The sequence below is a fragment of the Pseudomonas sp. B34(2017) genome, assembly GCF_002112915.1.
GTDB classification, from domain to species: domain Bacteria; phylum Pseudomonadota; class Gammaproteobacteria; order Pseudomonadales; family Pseudomonadaceae; genus Aquipseudomonas; species Aquipseudomonas pharyngis.
On sequence record NZ_NEJA01000008.1, the window covers coordinates 287,140 to 298,752 of the forward strand.

11 protein-coding genes are annotated in these 11,613 nt (G+C 60.4%); 6 read left to right on the plus strand and 5 right to left on the minus strand.

Translation table 11 applies throughout. The annotated features are described in order from the left end of the window. The first annotated feature begins 1 nt into the window (after window position 1). From CAF80_RS25380 to CAF80_RS25400, 5 genes are all read left to right on the plus strand, one after another. On the plus strand, window positions 2-700 hold the full coding sequence (locus CAF80_RS25380; protein ID WP_064599771.1) for a PspA/IM30 family protein: 699 nt from the start codon (window positions 2-4) through the stop codon (window positions 698-700). A gap of 124 nt (window positions 701-824) precedes the next feature. Next, window positions 825-1,475: a DUF2491 family protein gene (locus tag CAF80_RS25385; RefSeq protein WP_085668110.1), complete on the plus strand. Its 651-nt coding sequence runs from the start codon at window positions 825-827 to the stop codon at window positions 1,473-1,475. Window positions 1,476-1,488: 13 nt separating this feature from the next. After that, entirely contained in the window at window positions 1,489-1,914 is a 426-nt protein-coding gene (locus tag CAF80_RS25390; protein ID WP_064599775.1) for a DUF350 domain-containing protein, read from the plus strand. 17 nt (window positions 1,915-1,931) lie between these two features. Beyond that, window positions 1,932-2,624: a DUF1190 domain-containing protein gene (locus tag CAF80_RS25395; protein WP_011336163.1), complete on the plus strand. Its 693-nt coding sequence runs from the start codon at window positions 1,932-1,934 to the stop codon at window positions 2,622-2,624. Window positions 2,625-2,626: 2 nt separating this feature from the next. Next, entirely contained in the window at window positions 2,627-3,784 is a 1,158-nt protein-coding gene (locus CAF80_RS25400; RefSeq protein WP_085668111.1) for a glutathionylspermidine synthase family protein, read from the plus strand. 76 nt (window positions 3,785-3,860) lie between these two features. Here the strand turns inward: CAF80_RS25400 and CAF80_RS25405 are convergent, their stop codons facing one another. Further along, the gene (locus CAF80_RS25405; RefSeq protein WP_003228709.1) at window positions 3,861-4,379 is read right to left on the minus strand and encodes a single-stranded DNA-binding protein; all 519 of its coding nucleotides are present in this window, start codon (window positions 4,377-4,379) and stop codon (window positions 3,861-3,863) included. 9 nt (window positions 4,380-4,388) lie between these two features. Next, a complete protein-coding gene (locus tag CAF80_RS25410) occupies window positions 4,389-5,786 on the minus strand; it encodes an MFS transporter (RefSeq protein ID WP_039771979.1) in 1,398 nt (465 codons plus the stop codon). 191 nt (window positions 5,787-5,977) lie between these two features. On the opposite strand from CAF80_RS25410, the gene uvrA reads away from it, so the two are divergent. Continuing rightward, entirely contained in the window at window positions 5,978-8,812 is a 2,835-nt protein-coding gene (gene uvrA, locus CAF80_RS25415) for an excinuclease ABC subunit UvrA (protein WP_074691680.1), read from the plus strand. A gap of 65 nt (window positions 8,813-8,877) precedes the next feature. Here uvrA and bfr read toward each other — a convergent pair whose 3' ends face one another. From bfr to rplQ, 3 genes are all read right to left on the minus strand, one after another. Then, window positions 8,878-9,345: a bacterioferritin gene (gene bfr / locus CAF80_RS25420; protein ID WP_007955633.1), complete on the minus strand. Its 468-nt coding sequence runs from the start codon at window positions 9,343-9,345 to the stop codon at window positions 8,878-8,880. Between the two features lie 149 nt (window positions 9,346-9,494). Beyond that, entirely contained in the window at window positions 9,495-10,949 is a 1,455-nt protein-coding gene (locus tag CAF80_RS25425) for a catalase (RefSeq protein ID WP_074691683.1), read from the minus strand. 238 nt (window positions 10,950-11,187) lie between these two features. Continuing rightward, window positions 11,188-11,574 (minus strand): 50S ribosomal protein L17, encoded by a 387-nt coding sequence (rplQ, locus tag CAF80_RS25430; RefSeq protein ID WP_007955635.1) that lies wholly within the window; start codon window positions 11,572-11,574, stop codon window positions 11,188-11,190. Window positions 11,575-11,613 lie beyond the last annotated feature (39 nt).

Sequence of the window (11,613 nt, forward strand, 5' to 3'; positions counted from 1 at the left end):
AATGACTCAGTCCATCTGGAGCAAGTTGTTCACCGCGCTGCGCGGCGGCGCCAACGAAGTCGGCGAAGCGATCGCCGATCAACAGGCCCTGCGCATCCTCGATCAGGAAATCCGTGACGCCGACAGCGCGCTGTCCAACGCCCGTCGCGAACTGGTCACCATCATGGCCAAGCACAAACTCTCCGCCGATCGCGTGAGCGAGTACGAAGCCAAGATCAGGGACCTGGAAGCCAAGGCCGTTTCCGCCCTGAACGCCGGCCGCGAGGACCTGGCACTGGAAGTGGCCGAAGCGATCTCGACCCTGACCAACGACCTGGGCGTCGAGAAGAAACAAAGCGACGAATTCGGCACCTACGCCGACAACATGCGCAAGGACATCAACAAGGCCGAAGCGCGGATCAAGAGCCTGCGCCAGCAAGTCGACATGGCCAAGGCCCGTGACAGCGTGCAAAAGGCTCAGGTCAGTGCTTCGATCGCCAGCGGCGGCGCCAACGGCAAGCTGGAAACCGCCGTCGGCACCCTGAACCGTCTGCAAGCCAAGCAGCAGCAACGCGCTGCCGAGCTGAGCGCTGCCGACGAGCTGGCCGACGCGTCGACCGGCAACGACCTGGATCGCAAGCTGCGCGAAGCCGGTATCACGCCGAACGAAGGCAGCGCCAACGCCATCCTCGAGCGTCTGAAGCAGAAGTCCGCCCAGTAACGGCGGCGGGAGTAAGGAAGGGCACCGGGTGCCCTTCTTTTTTGCCTGCTCGTTCGCCGCGCGCCCGGTACACTAGCGGCGTTTTTGCCACCGAATACCTCCACCCGCTTCAAGGAATGTACCCATGGGATGGTTCAAAGATTTGCTCGGCACCAGCAACTGGCAGTCGGCTGCGCCGGCGTCCGGGTCTACCGGCGGCCCCCTCGGACTGGCGCAGGGCAAGGCGATCCGCTTCGACACGACTCTCGGCCTGTTGCTCGACGGCAGCACTTCAGTGCGGGTTCCCGACGCCCAGGCGATCTGGAGCGCCGGCTGGATCGACCTCGGACAGTCGAACAAACTGCATCGCTACTACCTGAACGATGAAGAATTCTGGGTACAGATCCATGTCACGGGCGACGATCAGATCGAATCGGTGACGCTGTTCAATTACGTCAGCTATGTGACGGTCAACAGTGACGCCGAACTGCAGCGCCTGGCCGGGCCGAACAGCCTGATCGGCCTGCCGACCTATCGCCACGAAGGTGTCGAATACACCCGTGAATGGGGCACCGAACGCGGCCAGACCGAACTGGTGCCGCTCACCGAACAGGTGATCAACCCCGACGAGTCGTACACCATCAACCATCACTCGATGCTCTACGCCCGGGAGACCGGCCTGACCGATCGCCGCGAGCTCTTGCTGTTCTCCGTCGAGCAGGACGAAGAAGGCACCGTCAGCCTGAGCACTTCGCTGGGCATCTCGCTGTACACCACTGATTTGAGCACCATCTAAAAGGAAGTTTTCCATGCTGGAAGCGTTGTCCATCTCCCTGAACAAAGCCGCGCTGGTCGGTTTCGTCGCCTACCTGATCGGCGCCGTGCTGCTGTTCATGCTGTTTCAGTTCGTCTACACCCGTATCACGCCGCACAAGGAATTCGAGCTGATCCGTGCTGGCAACAGCGCCGCCGCCATTGCCCTGTCCGGCGCAATCATCGGCTTCGCGATTCCGGCCAGCAACGTGATCGCTCATTCGATCAACGTCCTCGACTTCGTTCTCTGGGCGGTGATCGCGGCCGCGGTGCAATTGCTGGCTTTCCTGGCGACCGGGCTGGTGCTCAAGGGCACGTCCCAGCGCATCGTTAACGGTGAAATCGCCGCCGGCATCTATGTGGCGGCGGTGGCGATCAGCGTCGGCATGCTCAACGCCGCGTGCATGACCCCGTCCTACTGATCGGCAGGAAGCCTGAGATGAAACGAAGCAAGTACGTTCAACTGTCGCTGGCCGCTTCGGTAGCCCTGGCGATTTCCGCTGAAGTGGCCGCCCAGGAGCAGCAACGCAACTTCCAGAGCGTCGAACAATGCGTCGACGCCGAAGTGGCGCCGGATGTCTGCTCGAACGCCTACGTCGCAGCCCTGGCCGAACACCGGCGGATCTCCCCGGCCTACGACGACAAGGCTGCCTGCGACGCAGACTTCGCCGCCGACTGGTGTCAGAAAAATTCCGCCGGCCGTTTCGTACCGAAACTCGGTGGCTTCAAAGTGCCGCAGGACGGTGAGCCGGCGCAGAACCTCGATGCGATCGCCAATGCCCAGATGCCCGCCGGCGACGCGGCCGCCGTGCAGAGCAATCAGACGAGCACTTCGCACTCGTCCAGCGGTGCAGGCAACGGCTGGCTCACCGGATGGCTGATCGGCAATGCCATGAGCAACAACCGCGCGATCGACTCGCGGCCGGTTTATCGTGAGCGCAATACCCGCCAGACCTACGACACCTCCACGCTGAACCGTCGCATCGAATCGGCGCCGAGCCGCAGCCAGCGGGACTACGACAGCGATTACCGCAAACCGGTCAACGTCGCTGCGTCCACCTCCCGTGGCGGCTTCGGCAGCCAGTCCAGCGCACGCAGTGGTTGGGGCGGCTGGGGCCGTTCGAGCAGCTGACCATGAAGAAGATCCACTGCGCCGAGCGCCACGACTGGAAGCAGACCGCCGAAAGCCTCGGCTTTCTGTTTCACACCATCGACGACGAGCCGTACTGGGACGAGCGCGCCTACTACCAGTTCACGCTCGCACAGATCGAAAACGACCTGGAGGATCCGACCACTGAACTGCACGAGATGTGCATGGACCTGGTCGACCGCGTCGTGCACAGCGAAGAACTGCTGGATCGCCTGAGCATTCCGGCGTCGTACTACGACATGATCCGAACGTCCTGGCTGGAAGGTCATCCACATCTGTACGGGCGCATGGACTTCTCCTACAACGGCAACGGCCCGGCGAAACTGCTCGAACTCAACTACGACACGCCCACCAGCCTTTATGAAGCGGCGGCGTTTCAGTGGGGCTGGCTGGAGCAATGCATCGAGCGCGGGATGCTGCCGCGCCATGCCGACCAGTTCAACAGCATCGACACCCGGCTGCACGAGGCCTTCGCCGAACTGAAACTCACGCGGCCGTTTTACTTCGCCTCGATGAAAGACTCGGTCGAAGACAAGGGCACCACGGATTATCTGCGGCTGATCGCAGAGAAGGTCGGCATCGAATCGCGGCACATCGACATCGAAGACATCGGCCTGAGCGCTGACGGTCGTTTCGTGGATCTCGAAGATCGCTGGATTCCGCACCTGTTCAAGCTGCACGCCTGGGAGTTCATCTTCCACGAACCGTTCGGCGCGGCGATTGCCGAGTGCGACACCCAGTTTTTCGAACCGGCGTGGAAGTCGATCCTATCCAACAAGGGCGCCCTGCCCCTGCTATGGGAGTTTCATAAAGGCCACCCGAATCTGCTGGCTGCTCACCTCGATCCGAACCCGGGCAGTGCGGTGCCCAAGGGCTGGGTGCGCAAACCGTACTTCTCCCGGGAAGGCGCCAATATCGAGTTGCAGACCGCTGAAGGCTTGATCGTCAAAGAGGATGGGCCCTACACCGATGCGCCCTTCATCCTGCAGGAATTTGCCCCTTTGCCGAAGTTCGACGACAGCTACACGCTGATCGGCTCCTGGGTGATCGGCGATCAGGCGGCGGGGATTGGCGTGCGCGAAGACAACAGTCTTATCACCAAGGATTCGAGCCGGTTTTTGCCACATCTGATTCTTGATTAAAAAACCTGCGCGCATGAAAAAGGCCCGTCGTGTTCAGCGACGGGCCTTTTTTATTTAGCGCAGATACAGCAGCGAATCAGAACGGAATGTCGTCATCGAAGCTGTCGAAATCCGGAGCCGGTTGCGGTGCGGCCTGCTGTGGAGCCGGGGCCGAACGCTGCTGAGGTGCCGACTGCTGCGGACGCGGAGCCTGTTGGCGTGGCGCCTGCTGCTGATAGTTGTTGCCACCGCCTTGTTGGTCGCCTTGTTGTGGACGGCCGCCGAGCAGTTGCATGGTGCCTTGCATGTCGACCACGATCTCGGTGGTGTAACGCTTGATACCGTCTTTTTCCCACTCACGGGTCTGCAGCTTGCCTTCGATGTAGACCTGCGAACCTTTGCGCAGGTATTCGCCGGCGATTTCGGCAACCTTGCCGAACATCGATACGCGGTGCCACTCGGTCTTCTCGACCTTCTGACCGGTCTGCTTGTCGGTCCACTGCTCGCTGGTCGCCAGACTCAGGTTGGTCACGGCGTTACCGTTGGGCAGGTAGCGTACTTCGGGATCCTGGCCGCAAGTACCGACCAGAATGACTTTGTTAACCCCACGGGCCATAACGTTCTCCTAGGCTTCGCACGCAGTCTGCGCCGGGTTGTTCACCAGGCGTTCGAGAGTGGTGCGATCCATTAATTCGGTGTCCAGTTTGATGTAGATCGCCGCTTCATCAGCGACTATCACTGCATCAGTTACCCCTACGAGGGCCTTGAGACGCTCGACCAGACCCGCTTCGCGGATCGCTTCGGGCGACAACGGCAGGCGCAGGCTCGTCACGTAGGGAGGTTCGCGCATGGTAACAGCAAAGGCCAGCCAAAGTGCAGCCAGCCCGGCACATCCGAGGAACACAACCGACAGACCGCCATGCTGGAACATCCAGCCGCCGAGAATACCGCCGAGTGCCGAACCGAGGAACTGACTGGTGGAGTACACGCCCATGGCCGTGCCCTTGCCACCTGCCGGTGAAACCTTGCTGATCAGCGACGGCAGCGATGCCTCCAGCAGATTGAACGCGGTGAAGAACACCACCGTCCCGATCACCAGAGCCCGCAGGCTGTCGCCGAACTGCCAGAAGAATAGCTCAGTCAGCATCAGCGTCATCACGGCGCCGAGCAGAACTCGTTTCATTTTGCGTCTCTTCTCGCCGTAGATGATGAACGGAATCATGGCGAAGAAGGAAATCAGCAGTGCGGTGAGGTACACCCACCAGTGCTGCTCCTTGGGCAGACCGGCCTTTTCGACCAGCGCCAGGGGCAGTGCGACGAAGCTCGACATCAACATCGCATGTAACACAAAAATGCCCAGGTCCAGCCGCAGCAGGTCCGGGTGCTTGAGCGTCGGCATCAACGCCTGGCGTGCAACGCCGGACTCGCGATGACTCAGCGGCCCGGTGGACTTCGGCACCATGAACATCACGATCACGATCCCGACCAGGGCCATGCCGCCGGTGGCGAGAAACAGGCCGGACAGGCCGAACGCACGGGTCAGCAGCGGGCCGACCACCATGGCCACGGCGAACGACAGGCCGATGGTCATGCCGATCATGGCCATGGCTTTGGTGCGGTGCTGTTCGCGGGTCAGGTCGGAGAGCAGGGCCATGACCGCCGCAGAAATCGCCCCGGCGCCCTGCAGAATCCGCCCGGCGATCACACCCCAGATCGAATCGGCCTGAGCCGCCAGCACACTGCCGAGGGCGAAGACGATCAGCCCCAGGTAAATCACCGGACGCCGGCCGATGCGGTCGGAAATGATCCCGAACGGAATCTGGAAAATCGCCTGGGTCAGGCCGTAAGCGCCGATCGCCAGCCCGATCAGGGCCGGGGTCGCTCCCGCCAGATCCATGCCGTAGGTCGCCAGTACCGGCAACACCATGAACATGCCAAGCATACGGAAGGCGAACACCAGGGCCAGACCGCTCGCCGCGCGGGTCTCGCTGCCACTCATGCGTTCGCTGTGGGGATCGTGCATGGAAAAACCTCGTGTGAACCGGCGGCGATTCTACCAGTCCCATCGAGAGACGGGGTATATCGCGACGCTTTGACGCGTACAGATGAAACTCTCTTCATGTAAGGCAAAAAACCCTTCACTTGATAGTGTGCATCCATCCAGTATTTGGCCGTATACTCCTGTGTTTTCGACGCCCGCCGAGCGAGGCCATTTTGGACAAGATCCTGATTCGTGGGGCCCGCACCCACAACCTGAAGAACATCGACCTGACCCTGCCACGGGACAAACTGATCGTCATCACCGGCCTGTCCGGATCCGGCAAGTCTTCCCTGGCTTTCGACACGCTGTACGCCGAAGGTCAGCGCCGCTATGTCGAATCCCTGTCGGCCTATGCCCGGCAGTTCCTGTCGATGATGGAAAAACCCGACGTCGACACCATCGAAGGCCTGTCGCCGGCGATCTCCATCGAACAGAAGTCGACCTCGCACAACCCGCGTTCCACGGTCGGCACGATCACCGAAATCTACGACTACCTGCGTCTGCTCTATGCCCGCGTCGGTACGCCACGCTGCCCGGATCACGACATTCCGCTGGAAGCGCAGACTGTAAGCCAGATGGTCGACCTGGTACTCGCCCAGCCGGAAGGCAGCAAGCTGATGCTGCTGGCGCCGGTGATCCGCGAGCGCAAGGGCGAGCACCTGTCGGTGTTCGAAGAACTGCGTGCCCAGGGCTTCGTCCGGGCCCGGGTCAACGGCCGGCTCTGTGAGCTGGACGAACTGCCGAAACTGGATAAACAGAAGAAGCATACGATTGAAGTCGTTGTCGACCGTTTCAAGGTACGCGCCGACCTGCAGCAGCGTCTGGCGGAATCCTTCGAAACCGCACTGAAGCTGGCCGACGGCATCGCCCTGGTGGCGCCGATGGACGACGAGCCGGGCGAAGAGATGATCTTCTCCGCGCGCTTCGCCTGCCCGATCTGCGGCCACGCAATCAGCGAGCTGGAACCCAAGCTGTTTTCCTTCAACAACCCGGCCGGCGCCTGCCCGACCTGCGACGGTCTGGGGGTGAAGCAGTTTTTCGACATCAAGCGACTGGTCAACGGTGATTTGACCCTGGCCGAAGGCGCGATCCGTGGCTGGGACAGGCGCAACGTCTATTACTTCCAGATGCTCGGATCACTGGCCGCGCATTACGGCTTCAGCCTGGAGCAGCCGTTCAACGAGCTGCCGGCCGATCAGCAGAAGTTCATCCTGCACGGCAGCGGTTCGCAGAACGTCGATTTCAAATACCTCAACGACCGGGGCGACATCGTCAAACGCTCGCACCCGTTCGAAGGCATCGTGCCGAACCTTGAGCGCCGCTACCGCGAAACCGAATCGGCCAGTGTGCGTGAAGAGCTGGCGAAGTTCCTCAGCACCCAGTCGTGCCCGGATTGCCGTGGTACCCGCCTGCGTCGCGAAGCGCGACACGTGTGGGTCGGCGAGAAAACCCTGCCGGCGGTAACCAACCTGCCGATCGGCGACGCCTGCGATTACTTCGGCGCGCTGAAGATGACCGGCCGCCGTGGCGAAATCGCCGACAAGATTCTCAAGGAAATCCGCGAGCGCCTGCAGTTTCTGGTCAACGTCGGCCTGGACTATCTGTCCCTGGATCGCAGTGCCGATACGTTGTCTGGCGGCGAGGCGCAGCGGATTCGTCTGGCCAGTCAGATCGGCGCGGGCCTGGTGGGTGTTCTGTACATCCTCGATGAGCCGTCGATTGGTCTGCACCAGCGCGACAACGATCGGCTGCTCGGCACCCTCAAGCACCTGCGCGACATCGGCAACACGGTGATTGTGGTCGAGCACGACGAAGATGCGATTCGACTGGCCGACTACGTAGTGGATATCGGCCCGGGCGCCGGTGTTCATGGCGGACAGATCGTCGCCGAAGGCACGCCGGCCGAAGTCATGGCGCACCCGGATTCGTTGACCGGTAAATACCTGTCGGGCCGGGTCAAGATCGAAGTGCCGGCCAAGCGCACGCCACGCAACAAGAAGCAGGTGCTGTCGCTCAAGGGCGCGCGGGGTAACAACCTGCGCAACGTCGACCTGGAAATCCCGATCGGCCTGCTGACCTGCGTGACCGGCGTCTCCGGCTCCGGCAAATCGACGCTGATCAACAACACGCTGTTCCCGCTGAGCGCCACGGCACTCAATGGCGCGACCACCCTGGAAGCGGCAGCCCACGACAGCATCAAGGGCCTGGAACATCTGGACAAGGTCGTCGACATCGACCAGAGCCCGATCGGCCGCACGCCGCGCTCCAACCCGGCGACCTACACCGGCCTGTTCACGCCGATTCGCGAACTGTTCGCCGGCGTGCCCGAGTCCCGCTCCCGTGGTTACGGGCCGGGGCGTTTCTCGTTCAACGTCAAGGGCGGGCGTTGCGAGGCCTGCCAGGGCGACGGTTTGATCAAGGTGGAAATGCATTTCCTGCCGGACATCTACGTTCCGTGTGACGTGTGCAAGAGCAAGCGCTACAACCGCGAAACCCTGGAGATCAAATACAAGGGCAAGAGCATCCACGAAACCCTCGAGATGACTATCGAGGAAGCGCGGGAGTTCTTCGACGCGGTGCCGGCGCTGGCGCGCAAGCTGCAAACGCTGATGGATGTGGGCCTGTCGTACATCAAGCTCGGGCAGTCGGCCACGACGCTGTCGGGTGGTGAGGCCCAGCGGGTCAAGTTGTCCCGCGAACTGTCCAAGCGCGATACCGGCAAAACCCTGTACATCCTCGATGAGCCGACCACCGGTCTGCACTTCGCGGATATCCAGCAACTGCTCGACGTACTGCATCGCCTGCGCGACCACGGCAACACCGTGGTGGTGATCGAGCACAACCTCGACGTGATCAAGACCGCCGACTGGCTGGTGGATCTCGGCCCCGAGGGCGGTTCGAAAGGTGGCCAGATCATCGCCACCGGTACGCCGGAGGAAGTGGCCGAGATGAAGCAGTCTCACACCGGGCATTACCTCAAGCCGCTGTTGATCCGCGATCGGGCCTGATCGCCGGGCATGAAAAAGCCCCTGTCACTTCATCAGTGACAGGGGCTTTTTTGTACCGGCTGCAATCAGGACGCGTGGGACTGCAGGTAGTTCTGGATACCGATCAGTTTGATCAGGCCCAACTGCTTCTCAAGCCAGTAGGTGTGATCTTCTTCGGTGTCATGCAACTGAAGCTTGAGGATATCGCGGCTTACATAGTCGCCATTCTTTTCACACAGCTCGATGCCTTTGCACAGTGCAGCACGAACCTTGTACTCAAGGCGCAGATCCGCTTCGAGCATGGTCTCTACCGTGGTACCGACATCCAGGTCATCCGGGCGCATGCGCGGAGTGCCTTCGAGCATCAGAATCCGGCGCATCAGCGCATCGGCGTGACCGGCCTCTTCTTCCATCTCGTGGTTGATTCGTTCGTAGAGCTTGGTGAATCCCCAGTCCTCATACATCCGCGAGTGAACGAAATATTGGTCACGCGCGGCCAGTTCGCCGGTCAGCAACGTGTTGAGGTAATCGATAACGTCTGGGTGGCCTTGCATCGCCCTACATCTCCCTGCTTGAAAGTCTGTAGTTTGAACCAACCTGACTGGAAGGTCACTCACTTCGCGCAATAAAAGCGAAGATATTCTGAGAAAAGCAGCCTAAATAACGCAAAAACCGCCCAAATGAGGGCGGTTCTGCTTCTCGTTTAGACTTCGTTAAGCTGTACGTTGAGCAGCTTTGCGATTGCTTCTCCGTACGCCGGATCGGCCTTGTAGAAATGCTGCAGCTGACGATCGACGACGTCACTCGACACCCCCGCCATCGCCCCGGCGATGTTGCTGACCAGCAACGCTTTCTGTTCGTCGCTCATCAAGCGGAACAGCGCGCCAGCGTGGCTGTAGTAGTCGGTGTCTTCGCGGTGATCGTAGCGATCAGCCGCGCCGTTCAGGGCCAGTGCAGGCTCGGCATAGTGCGGCGCTTGTTTCGGCGACTCTACGTAGCTGTTCGGCTCATAGTTCGGCGCTGCGCCACCGTTACTGCCAAATGCCATCGAACCGTCGCGCTGGTAAGTATTCACCGGGCTGCGTGGGGCGTTCACTGGCAGTTGCTGGTGATTGGTACCTACGCGGTAGCGGTGGGCATCGGCGTACGCGAATACCCGACCTTGCAGCATGCGATCTGGCGACAGACCTACGCCAGGCACCATGTTGCTCGGGCCGAACGCGGCTTGCTCGACTTCGGCAAAGTAGTTGAGCGGGTTACGGTTCAGTTCCAGTTCACCCACTTCGATCAGTGGAAACTCCTTTTGCGACCAGGTCTTGGTCACGTCGAACGGATTCTCATAGTGCGCAGCGGCCTGGGCTTCGGTCATGATCTGGATGCATACGCTCCATTTCGGGAAGTCACCACGCTCGATGGCTTCGAACAGGTCACGCTGTGCGTAATCCGGATCAGTGCCCGCCAGGCGTGCAGCGTCTGCCGGCGCAAGGTTCTTGATCCCTTGCTTGGTCTTGTAGTGCCACTTCACCCAGTGACGCTCGCCCTGAGCACTGATCAGGCTGTAGGTGTGGCTGCCGAAACCGTGCATATGGCGATATCCGTCCGGAATACCGCGATCAGAGAACAGAATCGTGACCTGGTGCAGCGCTTCAGGCGAATGCGACCAGAAGTCCCACATCATCTGCGCGCTTTTCAGGTTGCTTTGCGGCAGTCGCTTCTGGGTGTGGATAAAGTCAGGGAATTTCAGTGGATCACGGATGAAGAACACCGGGGTGTTGTTGCCAACGATGTCCCAGTTGCCTTCTTCGGTATAGAACTTGAGGGCGAAACCACGCGGATCGCGCTCGGTGTCAGCCGAGCCACGCTCACCACCGACGGTGGAGAAGCGCAGGAATGTCGGGGTTTGCTTGCCGACGGCAGAAAACAGTTTGGCGCTGGTGTACTGAGTAATGTCACGGGTAACGGTGAAAGTGCCGTAGGCACCCGACCCCTTGGCGTGTACACGACGCTCAGGAATGTTTTCCCGGTTGAAGTGGGCAAGCTTCTCGATCAAGTGGAAGTCATCGAGCAGCAACGGGCCACGAGGGCCAGCGGAGCGAGAGTTCTGGTTATCGGCGACAGGTGCGCCACTGGCGGTCGTAAGCGTCTTGTTCTGGCTCATGCGATCTTCATCCTCTATCGGTCTTGAACTGCCGGCTAATCGGCTTGTTGGGGAGTATCGATCATCAGTATGACAGCCACAAATTCATTAACTTATGGTCATCAATAGAGAAAAACTAACACCGAATCCCCGCACATAGTGCAGACCCAAACAGGGTAGAAGCTTGTACGAACAGCGCATTTCTTACAGGCACAAAAAACCGGGCACTAGGCCCGGTTCCTTGTTTAAGACTGACGTCTTACTCAGCGGATACAGCTTCACCGCCGACAGCACGATCAACCAGTTCGACGTACGCCATAGGCGCGTTGTCGCCAGCGCGGAAACCGCACTTGAGGATGCGCAGGTAGCCACCCTCACGGGTAGCGTAACGCTTGCCCAGGTCGTTGAAGAGCTTACCAACGATAGCTTTCGAACGAGTACGGTCGAAAGCCAGACGACGGTTAGCAACGCTGTCTGTCTTGGCCAGAGTGATCAGCGGCTCGGCAACGCGGCGCAGTTCTTTGGCTTTTGGCAGAGTAGTTTTGATCAGCTCGTGCTCGAACAGCGACACCGCCATGTTTTGGAACATGGCCTTGCGGTGCGAGCTGGTGCGGCTCAGGTGACGCCCACTTTTACGATGACGCATGGTTCATTCCTTACCAAACACTACGTTCGGTGATTACGA

Coding starts and splice junctions, on each gene's coding strand:
- CAF80_RS25425 (WP_074691683.1), bottom strand. CDS start 10,949: ATGAGCCAGAACAAGACGCTTACGACCGCCAGTGGCGCACCTGTCGCC.
- CAF80_RS25400 (WP_085668111.1), top strand. CDS start 2,627: ATGAAGAAGATCCACTGCGCCGAGCGCCACGACTGGAAGCAGACCGCC.
- CAF80_RS25385 (WP_085668110.1), top strand. CDS start 825: ATGGGATGGTTCAAAGATTTGCTCGGCACCAGCAACTGGCAGTCGGCT.
- rplQ (WP_007955635.1), bottom strand. CDS start 11,574: ATGCGTCATCGTAAAAGTGGGCGTCACCTGAGCCGCACCAGCTCGCAC.
- CAF80_RS25405 (WP_003228709.1), bottom strand. CDS start 4,379: ATGGCCCGTGGGGTTAACAAAGTCATTCTGGTCGGTACTTGCGGCCAG.
- bfr (WP_007955633.1), bottom strand. CDS start 9,345: ATGCAAGGCCACCCAGACGTTATCGATTACCTCAACACGTTGCTGACC.
- CAF80_RS25410 (WP_039771979.1), bottom strand. CDS start 5,786: ATGCACGATCCCCACAGCGAACGCATGAGTGGCAGCGAGACCCGCGCG.
- CAF80_RS25380 (WP_064599771.1), top strand. CDS start 2: ATGACTCAGTCCATCTGGAGCAAGTTGTTCACCGCGCTGCGCGGCGGC.
- CAF80_RS25390 (WP_064599775.1), top strand. CDS start 1,489: ATGCTGGAAGCGTTGTCCATCTCCCTGAACAAAGCCGCGCTGGTCGGT.
- CAF80_RS25395 (WP_011336163.1), top strand. CDS start 1,932: ATGAAACGAAGCAAGTACGTTCAACTGTCGCTGGCCGCTTCGGTAGCC.